The organism is Pseudomonas fluorescens, from assembly GCF_001902145.1.
Lineage (GTDB): Bacteria > Pseudomonadota > Gammaproteobacteria > Pseudomonadales > Pseudomonadaceae > Aquipseudomonas > Aquipseudomonas fluorescens_BV.
In genome coordinates this window covers 194,419-215,662 of sequence record NZ_MRST01000021.1, presented here as the reverse complement: position 1 = coordinate 215,662, position 21,244 = coordinate 194,419, and the positions used below count along the sequence as shown (strand labels likewise).

Annotated in this window: 18 protein-coding genes; 8 read left to right on the top strand and 10 right to left on the bottom strand. The window is 61.5% G+C overall.

Annotation, left to right across the window (positions count from 1 at the left end; all coding sequences use genetic code 11):
* Positions 1-89: 89 nt before the first annotated feature.
* Entirely contained in the window at positions 90-2,744 is a 2,655-nt protein-coding gene (gene gyrA / locus BUE92_RS09635) for a DNA gyrase subunit A (RefSeq protein WP_073523363.1), read from the bottom strand.
* A gap of 424 nt (positions 2,745-3,168) precedes the next feature.
* Complete coding sequence (gene mtnA, locus BUE92_RS09630) at positions 3,169-4,239, bottom strand: S-methyl-5-thioribose-1-phosphate isomerase (RefSeq protein WP_073523362.1); 1,071 nt, start codon at positions 4,237-4,239, stop codon at positions 3,169-3,171.
* A 109-nt stretch (positions 4,240-4,348) separates the two neighbouring features.
* Here mtnA and BUE92_RS09625 point away from each other — a divergent pair, with 109 nt between their 5' ends.
* From BUE92_RS09625 to BUE92_RS09610, 4 genes are all read left to right on the top strand, one after another.
* Positions 4,349-5,680 carry a TRZ/ATZ family hydrolase gene (locus tag BUE92_RS09625; protein WP_032892794.1) on the top strand — a complete coding sequence of 444 codons (1,332 nt, stop codon included), beginning with the start codon at positions 4,349-4,351 and terminating at the stop codon, positions 5,678-5,680.
* Positions 5,681-5,744: 64 nt separating this feature from the next.
* The gene (gene ubiG / locus BUE92_RS09620) at positions 5,745-6,443 is read left to right on the top strand and encodes a bifunctional 2-polyprenyl-6-hydroxyphenol methylase/3-demethylubiquinol 3-O-methyltransferase UbiG (protein WP_003189760.1); all 699 of its coding nucleotides are present in this window, start codon (positions 5,745-5,747) and stop codon (positions 6,441-6,443) included.
* Between the two features lie 4 nt (positions 6,444-6,447).
* Positions 6,448-7,119, top strand: a complete 672-nt coding sequence (gene mupP / locus BUE92_RS09615) for an N-acetylmuramic acid 6-phosphate phosphatase MupP (protein ID WP_073523361.1) — start codon at positions 6,448-6,450, stop codon at positions 7,117-7,119.
* Between the two features lie 159 nt (positions 7,120-7,278).
* Entirely contained in the window at positions 7,279-8,019 is a 741-nt protein-coding gene (locus tag BUE92_RS09610) for a YciK family oxidoreductase (RefSeq protein WP_014717613.1), read from the top strand.
* Positions 8,020-8,094: 75 nt separating this feature from the next.
* Here the strand turns inward: BUE92_RS09610 and BUE92_RS09605 are convergent, their stop codons facing one another.
* From BUE92_RS09605 to BUE92_RS09580, 6 genes are read right to left on the bottom strand one after another with little or no spacing between them, the layout of a single operon-like run.
* Positions 8,095-9,609 carry an ABC transporter substrate-binding protein gene (locus tag BUE92_RS09605; RefSeq protein ID WP_073523360.1) on the bottom strand — a complete coding sequence of 505 codons (1,515 nt, stop codon included), beginning with the start codon at positions 9,607-9,609 and terminating at the stop codon, positions 8,095-8,097.
* Between the two features lie 32 nt (positions 9,610-9,641).
* Positions 9,642-10,613, bottom strand: coding sequence for an ABC transporter ATP-binding protein (locus BUE92_RS09600; protein ID WP_073523359.1), 972 nt, complete (start codon positions 10,611-10,613; stop codon positions 9,642-9,644).
* On the bottom strand, positions 10,610-11,566 hold the full coding sequence (locus BUE92_RS09595; RefSeq protein WP_073523358.1) for an ABC transporter ATP-binding protein: 957 nt from the start codon (positions 11,564-11,566) through the stop codon (positions 10,610-10,612). Before BUE92_RS09595 ends, BUE92_RS09600 begins: the two co-directional genes overlap by 4 nt.
* Positions 11,563-12,420, bottom strand: a complete 858-nt coding sequence (locus BUE92_RS09590) for an ABC transporter permease (RefSeq protein WP_073523357.1) — start codon at positions 12,418-12,420, stop codon at positions 11,563-11,565. Before BUE92_RS09590 ends, BUE92_RS09595 begins: the two co-directional genes overlap by 4 nt.
* Positions 12,417-13,364 carry an ABC transporter permease gene (locus BUE92_RS09585; RefSeq protein ID WP_073523354.1) on the bottom strand — a complete coding sequence of 316 codons (948 nt, stop codon included), beginning with the start codon at positions 13,362-13,364 and terminating at the stop codon, positions 12,417-12,419. The genes BUE92_RS09590 and BUE92_RS09585 overlap by 4 nt, the downstream gene beginning before the upstream one ends.
* A 3-nt stretch (positions 13,365-13,367) precedes the next feature.
* Positions 13,368-14,255: a proline iminopeptidase-family hydrolase gene (locus tag BUE92_RS09580; RefSeq protein ID WP_073523353.1), complete on the bottom strand. Its 888-nt coding sequence runs from the start codon at positions 14,253-14,255 to the stop codon at positions 13,368-13,370.
* 183 nt (positions 14,256-14,438) lie between these two features.
* On the opposite strand from BUE92_RS09580, the gene BUE92_RS09575 reads away from it, so the two are divergent.
* Positions 14,439-15,203, top strand: coding sequence for a LuxR family transcriptional regulator (locus tag BUE92_RS09575; protein WP_073523352.1), 765 nt, complete (start codon positions 14,439-14,441; stop codon positions 15,201-15,203).
* A 94-nt stretch (positions 15,204-15,297) separates the two neighbouring features.
* Complete coding sequence (locus BUE92_RS09570) at positions 15,298-16,230, top strand: proline iminopeptidase-family hydrolase (RefSeq protein ID WP_073523351.1); 933 nt, start codon at positions 15,298-15,300, stop codon at positions 16,228-16,230.
* Between the two features lie 114 nt (positions 16,231-16,344).
* On the opposite strand, the gene BUE92_RS09565 is transcribed toward BUE92_RS09570, so the two are convergent.
* Entirely contained in the window at positions 16,345-17,847 is a 1,503-nt protein-coding gene (locus BUE92_RS09565) for a nucleobase:cation symporter-2 family protein (protein ID WP_073523350.1), read from the bottom strand.
* A 156-nt stretch (positions 17,848-18,003) separates the two neighbouring features.
* Between BUE92_RS09565 and BUE92_RS09560 the strand changes: the two genes are divergently transcribed.
* Positions 18,004-18,837 carry a nucleoside-binding protein gene (locus BUE92_RS09560; protein WP_073523349.1) on the top strand — a complete coding sequence of 278 codons (834 nt, stop codon included), beginning with the start codon at positions 18,004-18,006 and terminating at the stop codon, positions 18,835-18,837.
* Between the two features lie 142 nt (positions 18,838-18,979).
* Here BUE92_RS09560 and punC read toward each other — a convergent pair whose 3' ends face one another.
* Entirely contained in the window at positions 18,980-20,164 is a 1,185-nt protein-coding gene (punC, locus tag BUE92_RS09555; protein ID WP_073523347.1) for a purine nucleoside transporter PunC, read from the bottom strand.
* 122 nt (positions 20,165-20,286) lie between these two features.
* Here punC and punR point away from each other — a divergent pair, with 122 nt between their 5' ends.
* A complete protein-coding gene (gene punR, locus BUE92_RS09550) occupies positions 20,287-21,201 on the top strand; it encodes a DNA-binding transcriptional activator PunR (protein ID WP_073523344.1) in 915 nt (304 codons plus the stop codon).
* Positions 21,202-21,244: the final 43 nt, after the last annotated feature.

Sequence of the window (21,244 nt, the reverse complement as noted above, 5' to 3'; positions counted from 1 at the left end):
GCTCCCACAAGGGATCTCCATGGTTGTCGATATTTCCATCCGGACAAACAACAAGGGGGCGAATCTTCATCCGCCCCCTGTGTGTCCGCTTACTCCTGCGGTTCTTCTTCGTCTGCGGCAGCGTCGAGGGTTGGCTCGTCAACGTTGTCATCGCCAGCTGCGATCACCTCGCCTTCAAATTCCTCACCTTCGAGCTCTTCACCTTCGACTTCCGAAGGCTCCTGCACACGCTCCAGGCCGACCAGTTTTTCGTCCTTGGCCAGCTTGATCAGGGTCACGCCCTGGGTGTTACGGCCCAGGCTCGACACTTCCGCCACACGGGTACGCACCAGGGTGCCCTGGTCGGAAATCAGCATGATTTCTTCGCCATCGAGCACCTGCACCGCGCCGACCAGACGGCCGTTACGGTCGTTGCTGACCATGGCGATCACGCCCTGGCCGCCACGCTTGTACTCCGGGAACTCGCTGATGGCGGTGCGCTTGCCATAACCACGCTCGGAAGCGGTGAGGATCTGGCTGCCTTCTTCCGGGATCAGCATGGAAATCAGCTTCTGCCCTTCCGGCAGGCGCATGCCGCGTACACCGCGGGCGGTACGGCCCATGGCACGTACGTCGGATTCCTTGAAGCGTGTGACCTTGCCGCCATCGGAGAACAGCATGACTTCGCGCTCGCCATCAGTGATGGCTGCGGAAATCAGCACGTCGCCTTCATCCAACTCCAGGGCGATCAGGCCCACGCTGCGTTGACGGCTGAAGGATTCCAGCGGGGTCTTCTTCACGGTGCCTTTGGCGGTGGCCATGAAGATGAAGTGACCTTCGGTGTATTCCTCGACCGGCAGCATGGTGGTGATGTATTCGTCACTATCCAGCGGCAGCAGGTTGACCAACGGACGACCACGGGCAGCGCGGGAGGCTTCCGGGATTTCGTAGGTCTTGAGCCAGTACACCTTGCCCTTGCTGGAGAACAGCAGCAGCGTGGTGTGGCTGTTGGCGACCAGCAGGTGAGCGATGTAGTCCTCATCCTTCACGCCGGTAGCCGATTTACCTTTACCGCCACGACGCTGGGCCTGGTAGGCCGCCAGCGGCTGGGTCTTGGCATAGCCGCCGTGGGAGATGGTCACCACGCGTTCTTCTTCCGGGATCATGTCACCCAGGGTCAGGTCCAGACGCGCATCGAGGATTTCGGTGCGGCGCACGTCGCCGTATTCGGCGCGGATCACTTCCAGTTCTTCGCGGATCACTTCCATCAGGCGCACGGCGCTGTTGAGGATGCGGATCAGCTCGCCGATCTGGTTGAGGATTTCCTGGTACTCGGCCAGCAGCTTCTCGTGTTCCAGGCCGGTGAGGCGGTGCAGGCGCAGTTCCAGGATGGCCTGGGCCTGTTCCGGCGACAGGAAGTACTTGCCTTCGCGCAGGCCGTATTGCGGGTCCAGGGTCTCGGGGCGGCACGAGTCGGCACCGGCGCGTTCAACCATCGCGACCACGGCGCTGGATTCCCATGGCATCTTGATCAGTGCTTCCTTGGCTTCCGACGGCGTCGGCGAGGCCTTGATCAGGGCGATCACCGGGTCGATGTTCGACAGCGCAACCGCCTGGCCTTCCAGGATGTGGCCGCGCTCACGGGCCTTGCGCAGTTCGAACACGGTGCGGCGGGTGACCACTTCGCGGCGGTGACGCACGAAGGCTTCGAGCAGGTCCTTGAGGTTCAGGATGCGCGGGCGGCCGTCGATCAGGGCAACCACGTTGATACCGAACACGCTTTGCAGCTGGGTCTGGGCGTAGAGGTTGTTGAGGATCACCTCAGGCACTTCGCCACGGCGCAGCTCGATCACCACGCGCATACCGTCTTTGTCGGACTCGTCGCGCAGTTCGGTGATGCCTTCGAGCTTCTTCTCTTTGACCAGCTCGGCGATCTTCTCGATCAAGCGTGCCTTGTTCAGCTGGTACGGGAGTTCGGTGATGACGATCTGTTGGCGGCCACCGACCTTGTCGATGTCTTCGATCATCGAGCGGGCGCGCATGTAAATGCGCCCACGACCGGTGCGGTAGGCTTCGATGATACCGGCGCGACCGTTGATGATCGCGGCGGTCGGGAAGTCCGGGCCGGGGATGTATTGCATCAGCTCATCGACGGTCAGCTCAGGGTTGTCGATGAGGGCCAGGCAACCGTCGATGACTTCACCGAGGTTGTGCGGCGGGATATTGGTGGCCATGCCCACGGCGATACCGCTGGAACCGTTGACCAGCAGGTTGGGAATACGGGTTGGCATGACAGCCGGGATCATTTCGGTGCCGTCGTAGTTCGGCACCCAGTCCACGGTTTCTTTATGCAGGTCGGCCAGCAGCTCGTGCGCCAGCTTGGTCATGCGCACTTCGGTGTATCGCATGGCCGCGGCGTTGTCGCCGTCCACCGAACCGAAGTTGCCCTGGCCGTCTACCAGCAGGTAACGCAGGGAAAACGGCTGCGCCATCCGAACGATGGTGTCGTACACCGCAGTGTCGCCGTGAGGGTGATACTTACCGATCACGTCACCGACAACACGGGCAGATTTCTTGTACGGCTTGTTCCAGTCGTTACCCAGCTCGCTCATCGCGAACAGCACACGCCGGTGCACGGGCTTCAAGCCATCGCGCGCATCAGGCAGTGCCCGACCGACAATTACGCTCATCGCGTAGTCGAGGTAGGACTGTTTCAGCTCGTCTTCGATATTGACCGGGAGGATTTCTTTGGCCAGTTCGCCCATGAGAAGCCTGATTCCTTTTTCGGGTGAAACCTCGTCACATCCATTCGGGACGAACGAAGCTCGCCGCTGCCGGCACGGTGCCTGACAACGACTTACGACAAATCAACGAGTTATGTCACGGATCTGCACGTTATAGGCAACCCCTCGGGGCAGCCCTGGAAACCGCCGGATGTTATCACAATCGCCGCCACGCACCTATCCCCCTGATGCGCATGGAGGCTAGTAATTTGACGGATGACAGGCTTGAAGGGGACGAGAGGGGCTCAGAGGCGCGGTGGTGCTTTTTTGCGAGGGTGGAATGCAGAAGTTTTATTGACTTCAAGGGCCAATCGCAGGCAAGCCAGCTCCCACATTTAAATGTATTCACAAATCAAATGTGGGAGCTGGCTTGCCTGCGATAGCGTCCCCACAGGCGCCAAAGCCCTCAATGCAGCCGCTTACGACACATCAACTTGGCCAACTTGGCGACATCCGGCCGCTCCACCACGCCCTTTTCAGTGACGATGACATCAACCAGATCCGCAGGGGTCACATCAAACACCGGATTGAACGCCTGCACGTCCAACCGCTGCCCATCAACCTCAAGCAGCTCGCCGATATCCCGCTGCTCCAGCGCAACATCATCACCCGTAGCCATCATCAAATCGAGGGTCGAACTCGGCGCCACCACCATAAAGCGCACGCCATGGTGCATGGCACAGACGGCCAACTGATAAGTGCCGATCTTGCTGATCACATCGCCATTGGCCGCAATACAGTCAGCACCCACCACCACCCAGGTCACGCCTTTGGTCTTGAGGATATGCGCCCCCGCTGAGTCGGCATTCACCGCCACCGGAATGCCCTGGCCCGCCAACTCCCACGCCGTCAGACGCGAGCCTTGCAGCCATGGGCGGGTTTCGTTGACATAGACCTGCTCGACCAACCCCTCCAGATACGCCGCGTGAATCACCCCGAGGGCTGTGCCAACGCCGCCGCAAGCCAACGCGCCGGCGTTGCCATGGGTGAGGATCGCCTGGGCATTGCCCTGGTGCTTGCGAATCCGCTCCATACCCAGCTGGGCCATGACCACATTGGCTTCCCGATCGCTCTCATGGATCGCGACGGCTTCGGCCTCCAGCACCACCAGCGGGTCGGCGTGCTGCTTGAGGCGGTCCAGGCGGTCGCGCATGCGCTGCAAGGCCCAGAACAGGTTCGACGCGGTCGGCCGGGTATGGGCCAGCAAGGCGTAGTCTTCTTCCCACGCGGCCTGCCAGTCACCACCCTCGGCGATGCGCTCGCGGGCGGCCAGCACCAAGCCATAGGCGGCGCAGATGCCGATGGCCGGTGCGCCCCGCACCACCATGTTGCGAATGGCGTCGGCCACCGCGTCAACGGTACGGCAGGCCACCCAGTGCTCCCGGGACGGCAAAACGCGCTGATCGAGCAGGTGCAGCGCGCCATCACGCCATTGGATGGCCTTCACTTTCTCTGCAGCCAACAGTCGGTCGCGCATCCCTTACCCCGCACTCAAGAACAAAAGCCGCCGATTATAGCGATCCGCCAGCCAGGACGCTCGGGTATACTTCGCCCTTCTTTTATAGCTGCCTGGGAAGAAGCCTGCGATGACCTCCACTGCCGCCCCGCTCGACTTGTTGCTGCTGCCGACCTGGCTGGTACCCGTCGAGCCCGCTGGCGTGGTGCTCAAGGAGCACGGCCTGGGTATTCGCGATGGCTGCATTGCCTTTATCGGGCCACGGGACGCGGCGTTGAAGCTGGCGGCGCGAGAGGTGCGTGAACTGCCCGGCATGCTGCTCAGCCCCGGCCTGGTCAATGCCCACGGCCATGCAGCCATGACCCTGTTCCGCGGCCTGGCCGACGATTTGCCACTAATGACCTGGCTGGAAAAGCACATCTGGCCCGCCGAAGCCAAGTGGGTTGATGAAGCGTTCGTGCGCGACGGCACCAACCTGGCCATTGCCGAGCAGATCAAGGGCGGCATCACCTGCTTCTCGGACATGTATTTCTACCCAAAGGTCGCCAGTGACTGCGTGCACAACAGCGGTATGCGTGCGCAGATCGCGCTGCCGATCCTCGACTTCCCGATTCCCGGCGCCAGCAGTGCCGACGAGGCGATTCGCCAGGGTATCGAGCTGTTCGGCGACCTCAAGCACCATCCGCGCATCAAAATCACCTTCGGCCCCCACGCGCCCTACACCGTGTGCGATGCCAACCTGGAAAAGATCCGGGTGATCGCCGAAGAGCTGGACGCCGCGATCCATATGCACGTTCACGAAACCGCCTTTGAAGTGCAGCAAGCCGTCGAGCAGACCGGCGAGCGACCACTGGCACGCCTGGCTCGCCTTGGCCTGCTGGGCCCGCGTTTTCAGGCCGTACACATGACCCAAATCAGCGAAGACGACCTGGCTTTGCTGGTAGAAAGCAACACCAGCGTCATTCACTGCCCGGAATCGAACCTGAAACTGGCCAGCGGCTTTTGCCCGGTGGAGCGCTTGTGGCAGGCTGGCGTCAACGTGGCCATCGGCACCGACGGCGCTGCCAGCAACAATGACCTGGATTTGCTCGGCGAAACCCGAACGGCGGCGATGCTGGCCAAAGCCGTGGCCGGTTCGGCCACTGCGCTGGATGCCCATCGCGCCTTGCGCATGGCCACACTCAACGGTGCCAGGGCGATGGGCCTGGACAGCCAGATTGGCTCCCTGGAAGTCGGCAAGGCGGCAGACATCGTCGCCTTTGATCTTTCCGGGCTCGCGCAACAACCGATCTACGATCCGGTCTCACAGCTTATATATGCCACCGGACGCGATTGCGTGAAACACCTTTGGGTCGCCGGCAAGCCATTGCTCGACGACCGGCAATTGACCCGCATGGATGAACAACAGTTGACCGCCACGGCCATTGCCTGGGGCCAACGCATCAGCGGGCACAGCGAATAACGACGCGGCTGAAGCCTTGGGTTCAGCCGCGACACACCGACTTATCAGATTCAGAGGATTCACCATGAGCAACGTCGACCACGCCGAAATCGCCAAGTTTGAAGCCCTGGCTCACCGCTGGTGGGACCGCGAGAGCGAATTCAAACCCCTGCACGATATCAACCCACTGCGGGTCAACTGGATTGACGAGCGCGTCAACCTGGCCGGCAAGAAGGTGCTGGACGTCGGTTGTGGCGGCGGCATCCTCAGCGAAGCCATGGCCCAGCGCGGCGCCACCGTCATGGGCATCGACATGGGTGAAGCGCCGCTGGCCGTGGCCCAGTTGCACCAGCTCGAATCCGGCGTGAGCGTGGAATACCGCCAGATCACCGCCGAAGCCCTGGCCGAAGAAATGCCCGAGCAGTTCGACGTGGTCACCTGCCTGGAAATGCTCGAACACGTGCCAGACCCGTCCTCGGTGATCCGCGCCTGCTTCCGTATGGTCAAGCCCGGGGGCCAGGTGTTCTTCTCCACCATCAACCGCAACCCCAAGGCCTACCTGTTCGCGATCATCGGCGCCGAATACATCATGAAACTGCTGCCGCGCGGCACCCATGATTTCAAGAAATTCATCCGCCCTTCCGAGCTGGGTGCGTGGAGCCGCCAGGCCGGGCTGACCGTCAAGGACATCATCGGCCTGACCTACAACCCGCTGACCAAGCACTACAAGCTGGCCAACGACGTTGACGTCAACTACATGATCCAGACCCTGCGCGAGGAGTAAGCCTGTGAAGTTGCGAGCGGTTCTCTTCGACATGGACGGTACCCTGCTGGACACCGCGCCGGACTTTATCGCCATCTGCCAGGCCATGCGCGCCGATCGCGGCCTGCCGCCAGTCAACGACCAGCACATCCGCGATGAAATCTCCGGCGGTGCGCGGGCGATGGTCGCCGTGACTTTCTCGATGGACCCTGAATCCCCGGGCTTCGAGGACCTGCGCCAGGAATTCCTCGAGCGCTACCTCAAGGGCTGCGCAGTCCACAGCAGGCTCTTCGACGGGATGGCCGAACTGCTCGAAGACATCGAGAAAGCCAACCTGATCTGGGGCGTGGTCACCAACAAGCCGCTGCGGTTTGCCGAACCGATCATGCAGCGCCTGGGCCTGGCCGAGCGTTCGGCCGTGCTGATCTGCCCGGACCATGTGAAAAACAGCAAGCCGGACCCGGAGCCGATGATCCTGGCGTGCAAGATGCTCAAACTGGACCCGGCCAGCGTGCTGTTCGTGGGCGATGACCTGCGCGACATCGAATCCGGCCGCGACGCCGGTACGCGCACGGCGGCGGTCACCTATGGCTATATCCACCCGGACGACAACCCACGCCACTGGGGCGCCGATGTGGTGGTGGACCACCCGTTGGAGTTGCGCAAGGTGCTGGATAACGCGCTGTGCAGTTGCTGATGGTTCACTGACTTTACTGACCGATGGAGATCCAAATGTGGGAGCGGGCTTGCTCGCGAATGCGGTGTTTCAGTATCAGATTCAGTGACTGGCACACCGCATTCGCGAGCAAGCCCGCTCCCACAGGGAGATTCAGCGTTTTCAAATCTGAGGCTATTTATGTTTGATTATTCTGCACCGCCAGAACTGCTCAAAGGCCGGATCATCCTGGTAACCGGCGCCGGTCGCGGGATTGGCGCGGCAGCGGCGAAGACCTATGCCGCCCATGGCGCCACCGTGCTGTTGCTGGGCAAGACCGAAGCCAACCTGGCCCAGGTGTATGACGAGATCGAAGCCGCGGGCCACCCACAGCCGGTGGTGATCCCGTTCAACCTGGAGACCGCCCTGCCCCATCAATACGATGAGTTGGCAGCGATGATCGAAAAGGCATTCGGCCACCTCGACGGCCTGCTGCACAACGCCTCGATCATCGGCCCGCGCACGCCCATCGAGCAGTTGTCCGGCGAGAACTTCATGCGGGTGATGCACGTCAACGTCAACGCGATGTTCATGCTGACCAGCACTTTGCTGCCGCTGCTCAAGCTGTCCCAGGATGCGTCGGTGGTGTTCACCTCCAGCAGCGTCGGGCGCAAGGGCCGTGCTTATTGGGGTGCCTATGGCGTGTCCAAGTTCGCCACCGAGGGGCTGATGCAGACCCTCGCCGATGAGCTGGAAGATGTGGCCGCAGTGCGCGCCAACAGCATCAACCCGGGCGGCACCCGCACCAGTATGCGTGCCCAGGCGTACCCGGGCGAAAACCCGATGGAAAGGCCGGCGCCGGAAGAAATCATGCCGGTGTACCTGTACCTGATGGGGCCGGACAGTGCGGGCATCAATGGCCAGGCCTTCGATGCGCAATAAGCCCTGACACACCGCAAAACGAAGGTGGGAGCAGGCAAGCCAGCTCCCACACTGCTTTGTGGTGTAGTCAAAAACTCAGTTTTTCACCACTTCCTCCAAGGTGAAGCGCCCCAACGGGTTCTGCAGGAAATTGCTCACGTTCTTGCGTGAGATGTTGATATACGGGCTGTAGTACAGGTCAATCCAGTTCACATCCTGTTTGGCCAGCTTCTGCAACTCGACATACATCTGCTCGCGCTTGGCCGAGTCTGCCTCGATCCGCGCGGCCGCCACCAAGGCCTTGACCTGGTCGTTCTTGTAGCGGGTCATGTAGTTCTGGTTGGTGTCGTGGCCCAGCACGAAGGTGGTTTTCTGGTCGGGGTCGAGGATGTCGTTGGTCCAGTACATCACCGAAATGTCGTACTCACCGTCCACCAGCATCTGCCAGCTTTGGGTCGGGTCGACTTTTTGCAGGTTGGCGGTCACGCCGACCTTGGCCAACTGGTCCTTGATGATCACCGCAATCTGCTCGTCGGCCTCGTTGCCGGCGTTGACCACGTAGTTGAGCTTCAAATCCTGGGCACCCGCAGCGGCCAGCAGCTTCTTGGCTTCGGCCGGGTCGTACGGGCGTTGCAGGTTGTTGGCGTAGTGGTACAGCGAGCCCTTTGGAATGTAGGAATAAGCCACGGTGCCTTGACCGTAAGTGACGGCTTTGACCAGTGATTGCTTGTCGATGGCCATGTCCAGGGCCTGGCGCACTTGCGGCTTGGCCAACAGGCCGTGCTCGTGGTTGATCAACAGGTGATCTTCACGGGTGGACGGGTCGGCGTGGATCACCACGTTCTGGTCTTTCTTCAGCTCTTGCACCCGGGAGAACGGTACGAAGATCGCCGTGTCGAGCTCGTTGTTCTGCACCATGCGCATGCGCGTGTTGTCATCGGTCACCGACACCCATTCCACGCCGTCCAGGCTCACGCTGCTGGCCTGCCAGAAATTCGGGTTTTTCTTCAGGATCACGCGGTCGCCCTTGCGCCACTCGTCCACGGTAAACGCGCCGGAAGTCACCGGGTTTTCCGAGTAGGCGTCTTCGCCCATCGTGGTCATGGCTTTTTCCGACAGGATCGACACCGTTGGCGACGCCAGTTGCGAGAGGAAGGCCACCGCCGGGGTTTTCAGGGTGACCACCAGGGTCTTGGCATCGCTGGCCGTGGCGGTGTTGATCAGGCTGAACGGGTCGCTCCACAACGAGGCCTTGTTGTCGCGGATGCGCAGCAGGCTGAACGCGGCGTCGGCGGCGGTGATCGGCGAGCCGTCAGAGAACTTCGCCTCGCGCAGCTTGAAGGTGTAGGTCAGGCCATCCTTGGAAATGTCCCAGCTTTCGGCGAGGCCCGGTTCCATCTTGGTGCCCAGGTTATCCACGCGCACCAGGGTGTCGTAGACGTTGGCAAACACCCAGGTGTCGCGGTTTTGCGCGCTTTTGATCGGGTCGAAGGTGGTGCTGTCTTCACGGCAGCCGATGGTGAGCACACCGGCGGCCTGGGCCAGGCCAGCAGTCAGCGACCAGGCCGTGAGAGTAGCGGCGGCGAGCAATTTCAAGTGGCGCGAGTGCATATCACAACTCCTTGTTAATGAATGGCAGAGGGTCAAAGCAAAGGGTCTTCAAGCACGCAACTGTACCGATGCTCGTGCAGGAAATGGGTGGGGGGCAATACCGTGGAACACATGGCTCGCGCATACCGGCAACGCGGGTGAAAGGCACAGCCTGTCGGCAGATTCAGCGGGCTGGGCGGCTCGCCGGGCAATGGCTGCGCAGGCAATGGCCGGTGCGGATCGATCTCCGGGATGGCCTGGATCAGCGCCGCCGTATACGGGTGACGCGGCGCGGTGAACACCGCCTCCACCGGGCCTTCCTCGACGATCTTGCCCAGGTACATCACCGCCACGCGGTCGCACAGGCGTCGCACGATGGCCAGGTCATGGGCGATAAACAGAATCGCCAGGTTCATACGCTGCTGCAGTTCCAACAGCAGGTTGATGATCTGGCCCTGGATCGACACATCCAGCGCCGCCACGCATTCATCGGCAATGATCAGGCGCGGCTCTACCGCCAGCGCCCGGGCGATACCCACACGCTGGCATTGGCCGCCACTGAGGGAGCCGGGTTTACGGCTGGCCAACTCCGGTCTTAGGCCAACCAGCGCCAGCAGTTCGTTGACGCGTCCAGGAATCTGCCCCACCGCCACTTTGCGCTGTACCCGCAGCACCTCGGCCAGGGTTTCGCCGATGGAGTGCCGCGGATTCAGCGCGGCGTAGGGGTCCTGGAAAATCATCGCGGTTTCATGCCGCAGCCGGGCGATGTCGATGGCGCTGCCATGGGCCATGTCGACACCGTCGAACAACACCTGCCCGGCGCTGATCGGGTTGAGGTGCAGAATTGCCCGGCCGAGGGTGCTTTTGCCACTGCCGGACTCGCCCACCAAACCCAGTGTTTCACCGGCGGCGAGGTTCAGCGACACCCCGTTCACCGCCCTCACCCACTGGCGGTTGAGGCCAAACAGGCCGCTGCCGGACGCGGCAAAGCGTACGTCCAAATCCTTGATCTGCAGCAAGCTCATGGGCGCGCTCCCAACGGGTAGTGACAGGCCACGCGTGCGCCCTGGGGCAGCAACTCGGTGCACAAGGCGCCGGCCTGTGGGCAGCGGGGGTGGAAGCGGCAGCCGTCGGGCAATGCATCGAGCAACGGCGGTTGGCCAGCAATGGTGCGCAGCAACGCATGCCCGCTGCTATGGGCCGGCTGGCAGTCGATCAGGCCTGCGGTGTACGGATGTTGCGGCTGGGCCAGCAGTTCGTATTTGCTGCCGTGCTCGCACAGGCGCCCGGCATACATCACGGCGATGGCATCGCAGGTTTGCGCCACCACGCCCAGGTCATGGGTGATCATGATGATCGACAGGCCACGCTGGTCGCGCAGGTCGAGTAACAGCCGCAGGATTTGCGCCTGCACCGTCACATCCAGGGCAGTGGTCGGTTCGTCGGCGATCAACACCTTCGGGTTACAGCCCAGGGCGACGGCGATCATTGCGCGCTGGCGCATGCCACCGGAAAACTCATGGGGGTAGTTGTCGACCCGCGCCTGTGGATCAGGAATCCCGACCTGACGCAGTACCTCGATCGCCTGCAAGCGCGCGTCTTTTTTCGACGCACCTTGGTGCAGGCGGATGCCCTCGGCGATCTGCTCACCGATGCGCATCAACGGGTCCAGGTGGCTGCTGGGGTTCTGGAAGACCATGCCCAACTGCCCGCCGCGCACGGCGCGCATACCGGCATCATCCAGCGCCAACAGGTCCTGGCCGGCCAACTGCACCGCACCGCCCTGCACGCGCAGATTGGGCGATGGCAACAGACGCATCAGGCCACGACAGGCCATGGTCTTGCCGGAACCGCTCTCGCCCACCAGGCCAAGGATTTCACCTTCGGCCAGGTCGAAGGACACCCGATCCACCAGGGTGACCTCACGCCCGGCGTTGGTGGCGATGACACTGAGGTCGCGTACCTGCAGCAGGCTCATGAGCGCTCCCCCAATACCTGTGCGACGCCGTCGGCCAACAGGCTGAAGCCCATGGCCAAGGTCACGATGGCCAGGCCCGGGAAGGTGCAGATCCACCAGGCGGTGGTGATAAAGGCTTGCCCCTCGGCCACCATCGTCCCCCATTCGGCGGTCGGCGGTTGCACACCCAGGCCCAGGTAGCTGACGGCGGCGCCGTTGAGCAGCACCAGCACCGCGTCGGACATGGAAAACACAATGGAGCCAAACAGCGCATTGGGCAGCAAATGCCGGAACAGAATGCGCCCATGGCCAAACCCCAGGCTCTTGGCGGCCAGGGCGAACTCGCTTTCCTTGAGCACCAGTATCTGCGAGCGAATCAGACGCGCGTACGACACCCAGCCCACCAGTGCCATGGCGATATAAAAACTCTGCAAGCCCGGCCCGAGGATGGCCATGATCGCCAGCATCAGCACCAGGAACGGGAATGCCAGCACCACATCGATAACACGCATGCAGACACTGTCGAAACGCCCGCCGATATAACCCGAGACCGCACCGATAAAGGTGCCAATGATGAACGGGAAGATCACCCCGATAACCGCCAGTTGCAGGTCGATGCGTGCGCCCCAGATCACCCGCGACAGGATATCCCGGCCGTAATTGTCCGTACCCAATGGATGGGCAAGGCTGGGGGCCAGCAAACTCATGCTGGTGTCCTGCACGATGGGGTCATAGGGCGCGACCCACGGCGCAAACAGCGCCAGGGCCAACCACGCGAACAGGATCAACAACCCCCATGCGGCGGTGAGTCGGCCATTGCGAAAACCAAAGCGCAGGCGCAAGCGCCACGGGGCAACCAGGGGGCGACTGCTCATTGCATTTTTACCCGCGGGTCGAGGGCCACGGTCACCAGGTCGGCCAGGAAGTTGACCACCACCGTGGCACAGGCCAGCACCATCGCCACGCCCTGCACCACCATGTAGTCACGGGTGAAAATGCCGCGCACCAGCAATTGGCCGATGCCCGGAATCGCGAACAGGCTTTCGATGACCACCGTGCCGCTGATCAGCCAGCCGATGTTGACCGCCAGCAGGTTGACCGCCGGCACCAGGGCGTTGGGCAGCACATGCCGGCGAAACACCGCCGCCTCCGACAGCCCGCGCGCCCGGGCAGCGGTGACATGGTCCGCCTGCAACTCCATCAACATACTGGCCCGCAGGTTGCGCACCAGCACCGCCGACAGCGCCAAGGCGATGGTCAGGCACGGCAAAAGCATGTGGTGCGCCTTGTCCAGCCAGGTGCGCCCATAACCGGACACCGGGAACAAGCCCCATTTCACGCTGAGCAGCAGGATCAGCATCAACCCCAGCCAGAACGCCGGCATGCCCAGGCCGACCGTGGTGAACACGCGGATCAGCTTGTCCGCCCAACGGCCTTGCTGGCGCGCGGCAATCGTTGCCAGTGGCACCGCTATCAGCAAAGCGAGCACCACGCTGCCCACCACCAGCACCAGAGTCGGCTCGATCCGGGTGACGATCAGTTTCAGCGCGTCGACCTTGTACAGCAGCGATTGGCCGAGGTCGCCCTTGAGCAGGTTTTTCAGGAAGTAAAAGTACTGCAGCCACAAGGGCTGGTCGAGGCCGAACTGGGCGCGGATCTTCAGTAGCGCATCCGGCGTGCTGCGCGAACCCAGCAAGGCACGCGCCGGGTCGCCAGGAATCGAGCGCACCAACACGAAGGTGATCAGGCTGATGCCCAGCAGCACCGGCAGCAATTGCAGGGGCCGGGACAACACAAAACGGTAGCGCGCCAGGTTCATGCGTCAGCCTCGATGGCGAGCGAGAAAGTCCAGCAGCACCGGGAAGTACGCCTGCGGCTCCTCGTAAAACGGCATATGACTGCTGTTGGGGAAAACATGCAACTCGGCGTGGGGGGCCGCGAGCTTCATGCGCATCGCACAGGCGGGGGTGAGTTCATCATGCTGGCCAGTGGTGATCAGGATCGGCATCTTGAACTCGGCCATTTCCTTGAGGCGGTTCCAGTCCTTGAGGTTACCGATATAGAGGAACTCGTTGGGGCCTTGCATGGTTTCGTAAGGCCCCATGTTCCAGTCGCCCAGGGACCGCTTGACCGGCTCCGGCCATTCGTCGAGCCGGCACACGTGGCGGTAGTTGAGCAAGGTGATGGCGGCCTGGTACTGCGGGTGGTCGAGGGTGCCCATGGCTTCGTGGCGTTGCATCATGGCCACGGTTTCGCTGCCCAGAGCGCCGCGCAGGCGCTCCAGTTCCTGGGACAGGTGGGGGATGTCGCCGACGGTGTTTTCCAGGATCAGGCTTTTGAGCGCACCGGGATAATGCACGGCATATTCGATTCCTAGCCAACCGCCCCAGGAATGCCCGAGCAAATGCACGCGGCCCAGGCCCAGCGCCTGGCGCACGGTCTCGACTTCTTCGACATAACGGCGGATTTCCCACAGTGAGGCATCGGTCGGTCTGGCTGATGCGCCCGTGCCAAGCTGGTCGAATGCAACCACTCGCAGGTTATGTGCTTTGAGCCAGCCATGGGCGTCGCGCAGATAGTCACACGGCAGGCCCGGCCCGCCGTTGAGACACAGCAGCACCTCATCGCCTTCGCCAAAGCTGTAGACCACGAGGTTATGGCCGTCGACTTGCACGTTGTACTGCTGGTCGGGGGCAATTTCACGCCACATGCATACATTCCTTGTGTTGTATCGGCCTGGCGGGTAGCGGCCGTTTATCAGGTCAACACTACCGAGGATGCCGTGCGTCCATAACCTAGTATTTCTTATAGGTTTGGCCTGGCAGTCCTTCGCCGGGGCGTGGCATTCTACTTGCAGCAAGTCGAGATTCAAATGAATTCGGGAGCAGAACGGATGCTGGCCAAGCTGACCGCCTTCAATAATCGCCTCATTCCGGGCAGGAGCCTGGATGAACAAATGGACAATACGTTTATCCTTGCCCAACAACTGGGCTTCGATGCCTTGGTGTATGACTACACCCCGGTGCCCATCGACCTCAACGGTGCACTGATCACCCCCTCGCTGTTGCAACTGCGCAACACACCGGCCGATTGGCACGCCTTATGGTGCAGCGAAGGGTTTTACCAGATCGACCCGGTGCAACACCTGGCGTTGAGCACAGTGTCGCCGTTTGTCTGGTCCTATGAGGCCAAGACCGAGACGGCCCTGCAAAAGATCATCGACCCCTGCCACGCCCCCGTCTCCTCCTACCTGCATGAACGCCAGCTGACCTGCGGCGTCAGCGTGCCGATTCATCTGCCCCGGGGCGGCTTCGCCTCGCTGACCGGGTTGCGCACCGGCAAGGCGCACACGGTATTGAAGGACGCCCAACACACGCTGGCCGATTTCAGCCTGATTACCCATGCCCTCCAGGAAGCGGCGTACCCGCTGTTCAGCAAGGAGGTGCGGGCTTATCCGCACATCCGCCTGACCAAGCGCGAGCGCGAATGCCTGAAATGGGCGGCTGAAGGCCTGACCGCCGCTGAAATCGCGACGCAATTGAGCCGTTCCCTGGCGGTGGTCACCCTGCACCTGGCCTCGGCCATGCACAAACTGGGCGCCAAGAACCGTGTTCAGGCAGTGGTTCGCGCCACCCATTACCGCTTGCTGGAAGGTTGAGCTTTCGGCAAAAACCTATCTGTTTTGCTAGTTACCTAAACTTTTTGTTCAGACTATCGTAACCCTGATCCTTTTTTTCAGAGCAGGGTACGAAATGGAATTCATCGAAAAAGTTCGCGAAGGCTACGCGCCCTTTGGCGCCTATCAGACCTGGTATCGCGTCACGGGCGACCTGACCACAGGCCGCACGCCCTTGGTGATCATCCATGGCGGCCCGGGCTGCACCCACGATTACGTCGACGCCTTCAAGGACGTCGCCGCCAGCGGTCATGCGGTGATCCACTACGACCAGCTGGGCAACGGCCGCTCCACGCACTTGCCGGAAAAAGACCCGTCGTTCTGGACCATCGGCCTGTTCCTCGACGAGTTGAACAACCTGCTGGACCACCTGCAAATCAGTGAGAACTACGCGATCCTCGGTCAATCCTGGGGCGGCATGCTTGGCAGCGAACACGCGATCTTGCAACCCAAGGGCCTGCGCGCGTTTATCCCTGCCAACTCCCCCACCTGCATGCGCACCTGGGTCAGCGAAGCCAACCGCCTGCGCAAGCTGTTGCCTGAAGGCGTGCATGAAACCCTGCTCAAGCATGAGCAGGCCGGTACCTACCAAGCCACGGAATACCTGGCGGCCTCACGGATTTTCTATGACCAGCATGTGTGCCGGGTCAACCCGTGGCCCGAAGAAGTGGCACGCACCTTCGCCCAGGTAGATGCCGACCCGACGGTGTACCACGCAATGAGCGGCCCGACCGAATTCCACGTAATCGGCAGCTTGAAGGACTGGAACGTGATCGGCCGCCTGTCAGCCATCAAGGTGCCAACCCTGGTGATTTCCGGTCGACATGACGAAGCCACACCGTTGGTGGTCAAGCCATTCCTGGATGAGATAGCGGACGTGCGCTGGGCACTGTTTGAAGACTCCAGCCACATGCCCCATGTGGAAGAACGCCAAGCGTGCATGGGGACGGTGGTGAAGTTTCTGGATGAGGCGTGTTCGTTGCCGCACAAAGCCCTCAAGGCCGGCTGAAATCCGCCCTCTGTAGGAGCGAGCTTGCTCGCGAAAAACTCATCGACGCCGTGCTTATTCAGGAAGCACGCGTCATCGTTGACGTTTTTCGCGAGCAAGCTCGCTCCTACATGTTTAAACCTCAGTGGTTTCGGGTCTCGCAGATTTCTTTGAGGTATCTGCTATCAGGGGGATTTCCTTGCCCTCAGCATCAAACAACTTCCCACCCCGGTAATAATCCCCATCGCGCAACGCAGCCACGTCGCGAAAGCACAAGCTGCGCTCAGTCCCCGCCACAAACACTGACTGCTGGTCCGAGTTGCCGGCCGTGAAGTGGTTGAACGCCAGGTTCAGCAATATCGCCATGATTGCCGACGAGCTGATGCCCGAGTGGAAGATGGTCGCGAACCAGCTTGGAAACTGATCGTAGAAGCTCGGCGCGGCGATGGGGATCATGCCGAAGCCGATAGACGTGGCAACGATGATCAGGTTCATGTTGTTGCGGTAATCCACCTTGGACAGCGTGCGAATACCACTGGCTGCCACCGTGCCGAACAATACAATCCCGGCCCCGCCCAACACGGAGGTGGGCACGGCCGCGATCACCCGGCCCATGAATGGCAACAGGCCGAGCACCACCAGGAACACCCCGCCAGTGGCCACCACAAACCGACTCTTGACCCCGGTCACCGCCACCAGGCCGACGTTCTGGGCGAATGCGCTCTGGGTAAACGAACCGAAGATCGGCGCGAACATGCTCGACAACATGTCGGCACGCAAGCCGTTGCCCAGGCGCTTGGAGTCCACCTTGGTGTCGATGATCTCGCCCACCGCCAAGATATCCGCCGACGTTTCCACCAGCGTCACCATCACCACAATGCACATGGAAATAATCGCCGCCACATGGAAGGTGGGCATGCCGAAGTGAAAGGGTGTGGGGAAACCGAACATCGGCCCCTGCATCACACCGGAGAAGTCCGCCATGCCGAGCAGCACCGCGATCACCGTGCCGATCACCATGGCCAGCAGGATCGACAAGCGAGAGATGGCTGCGCTGCCGATCTTGCTCAGCAGCAGCACCAGCACCAGGGTCAGCGCGGCCAGGCCGATGTTGGGCATGCTGCCAAAATCTGCCGCCCGGCTGTTGCCACCCATGGCCCAGCGCGCCGCTACGGGCATCAGGGTCAGGCCGATGGTGGTAATCACAATGCCCGTCACCAGCGGTGGAAAAAACTTGGTGATCCTTGAGAACACCGGGGTGATCAACAAGCCGATAAAGGACGCGGCCATCACCGCGCCGAGAATCGCTGGTACGCCGCCAGCACCGTCGCTGCCGACAATCGCCACCATGGTCGCCACACCCGCGAACGACACGCCCTGCACCAGCGGCAACTGACAGCCGAAGAACGGCAGGCCCAGGGTTTGCAACAGCGTGGCCAGGCCACCGGCAAACAGCGACGCAGCAATCAGCAAGCCGATATCCGCCGGCGACAACCCGGCCGCCTGGCCGACGATCAACGGCACGGCGACGATGCCGCCATACATGGTGAGCACATGCTGCAGGCCGTAAGCCATGTTGGCGGCGACGCCCAGATTTTCATCTTCGGGCCGCTGCGGTGACGCCTTCGGAATAGTCATGGTGAGGGGTTCTCTGTTTTTGTTGTGCGCTCACTGTATGCAATGTTCAGACTGTATGTCCATAGAGTTGTATACAATCAATCGAACAAGATACCCTCCAACGGCGTTACAAAAACAATCCGGCCGTCACGAGCCAGAACGCCAAAGGACAAAATAATGAAAAAGGCACTACAGGGCGCCACCGTCGCATTGACCCTTCTCGGCGGCGGGGAGGCTGTTGCGGTGGAGTGGATGAACAACAGCGTCGGGTTTCGCTACGGGCAGCATTTCACCAACCCGAACAACCCCGACGACTTCAGCAAGCGCATCTACAGTTTTACCCACGCCAGCGGCTACCGTTACGGCAGCAATTTCCTCAACCTCGATGTGTTCCTGTCCGACAGCAGCGACCCCCGCAGGGGCACCGACCACGGTGGCAGCGAGGTGTACGCCGTGTATCGGCATCAGCTGTATGCCTCACGCGTGTTCGACTTGCCGCAGGGCACGGGGCTGATCAAGGATTACGCGCTGACCCTGGGCTTCGACGCCAACCGCAACAACAACTTCGCTTCCGCCAAGAAGCGCGCCCTGGTGATCGGCCCCACGTTGAAGTGGGGCACTGTCGGCGTGCTGGACCTGAGCCTGATGTACTACAAGGAAAAGAACCACACCGGCATTCCCGGCGCGCAAGAGTCGAACCACACCTTCGACGCTACCTACATGCTCAACCTGAGCTGGATGCGACCGTTCGAGGTTGGCAACCATGCGGCGAAATTCCAGGGGTTTATCAATTACGTCGGGGAGAAAGGCGAGGATTACCATGGCCGCGATACGGCAGCGGAGGCCTTGATGCGTACAGCGCTGATGGTGGCGGTGCGACCGGGTAAAAGCGTCAAGCCGAACCTGTACCTGGGGGTGGGGTATGAGTATTGGCATAACAAGTTCGGCGTGGACGGCGGCCGGGGAAGCCGCACCTCAACACCGACACTGAACATGGAAGTAACGTTCTAACTGAAGAACCTCAGCTGGCTTTTTGTAGGAGCGAGCTTGCTCGCGAAAAACTCATCGACGCCGCGTTCATTCAGGAAGCCCACGTTATCGTTGAGGTTTTTCGCGAGCGAGCTCGCTCCTACATTTTGATCGCATTGTCAGCTCAGGCGTTGGCCAGTTCGGAAGAGTTGCCCTTCGGCCGTGCCAGCCAATACCCCAACACCGCCAGGGGCGCCGTCGCCAACATCACTATCACGGTAATCAACAGCGGCTGCTCGATCATCGACGACACCAACAGGCTGGCCACAAAACACAGGCCCAATTGCAAGGTGTTTTGCAGCGCCGCCGCCTTGCCGGAGTTTTCTGCAAAGGGCATCAGCGCATTCGCCACCACAATCGGGTAGCTGGCGCCGTTGCACAGCGCCATCAGGCAGAACGGGATCAACAAGGTGGTCAGGGTCGGCACACTCAAGGTGGCCACCAGGTACAACGCCACCATGCTCAAGCAATAGGCGACCAGCAACCACGGCAGCAGGGTTTTACCCGGCAGGCGCTGCAAGGCGCTGCGGCAACTGTAGCCGCCAACGAGAAACGCCAGGGTCGGCAGTACGTAGCTGAGGCCGATGTCGTTCGGGCTGTAGCCCATGCCACCGAGGATGAACGGCGAGGCGGTCAGCCAAGCGAAGAAGCTGGCCGAACAGGCGGCGAAGATCATCACATTGCCGGTAAACACCCGCGAGGTGAGCAATTGCCCATACCCCAGACGCACCGGGCTGCCCTTGTGCTCCGAACGCTTGGGCACATTGCGCAGGAACAGGGTCGGCACCAGCAACAACAACGACACCACCAACAACACGCCGAAGATCGCCTGCCAGCCAAAGTGATTCAGCACCATGGCGCCCAACAGCGGGGCCAGGGCCGGCGATAGCGACATCAACGGCATGATGCTGGAGAAGACGCGGTGGGCCTTGTCGGCCGGGTAGCGATCAATCACCAAGGCCTGCCAACTCACGGCGGCGGCACACACGCCAATCGCCTGCATAAAACGCAGAGCCAGCAGCTGCGGCGCAGTCCCGACCCAGAACATGCCCAGGCAGCCGAGCACAAACAGGCTCAGGCCGGCGAGCAGGATGGGCTTGCGCCCCAGGCGGTCCGAGAGCGGCCCCCACAGCAACTGCCCCACCGCAAAGCCGGCAAGGAAAATACTCAAGCTGGCGCCCACCGCGCCAGCACCAATGTTCAACTGCTCGCCCATGGCGCCAAACGCCGGCAAGTACATGTCCATGGCCAGATAGCCGAGCATGCTCAGCCCCGCCAGGTACCAGGTAAAACCAAAAGAATTTTTCATCGAAGCCTTGTAGATACTGCCATCAAACTATTTGCTGACTGGCACCCATTATGAAGCTGACAATATCTGTGTGAAGCGATAATAATTGGACACTCTTATCAATAATTTTGAAGGCAACGCCTATGTGGTCAGAATATTCCCTGGATGTGGTCGACGCAGTCGCCCGTCACGGCAGCTTCAGCGCCGCTGCCCAGGAACTGCACCGCGTACCGTCGGCCATCAGCTACACCGTGCGCCAACTCGAAGAATGGCTGGCCGTGCCGCTGTTTGTGCGTCGGCATCGCGACGTAGAACTGACCCCTGCCGGCCGCCTGTTTATCGACGAAGCCCGCGGCGTGATGAAAAAAATGCTTGGCACCCGGCGCCTGTGCCAACAGGTGGCCAATGGCTGGAGCGGCCAATTGAAGGTGGCCGTGGACTCCATCGTCAAACCCCAGCGCTGCCGGCAGTTGGTGCTCGACTTCTATCGGCAGTTTCCCGAAGTGGAATTGCTGCTCGAATACGAGGTGTACAACGGCGTGTGGGATGCACTGGCGGATGAACGCACCGACATCGTGATCGGCGCCACCAGCGCGGTGCCGGTGGCCAGCCACTTCAGCTTCCGCGACATGGGCCTGTTGAACTGGCTGTGCGTGGTCAGCGCCCGGCACCCGTTGGCGGCGGTGGAAGGTTTGCTCAGTGATGACCAACTGCGCCCCTTTGCCTCGCTGTGCATGACCGACACCTCCCGCAACCTGCCCAAGCGCGACACCTGGACCCTGGATAACCAGCGCCGCCTGGTGGTGCCCAACTGGGCGTCGGCCCTGGATTGCCTGCGCGATGGCCTGTGTGTAGGGATGGCGCCGGCCCATCAGGTATTGCCATGGATCGAGCGCGGGGAGTTGGTGGCGCTGCAGTTGAGCCGGCCATTTCCAGCCAGCCCGTCGTGTGTGGCCTGGGCTCAGAACAAGCTGTCGCCCGCCATGGCGTGGTTGCTGGAGTACCTGGGGGATACCGAAACCATGAATCAGGAGTGGCTGAATGGTGGTGATCTCTAAAGGCATACAGGCTCCCCTGTGGGAGCGGGCTTGCTCGCGAATG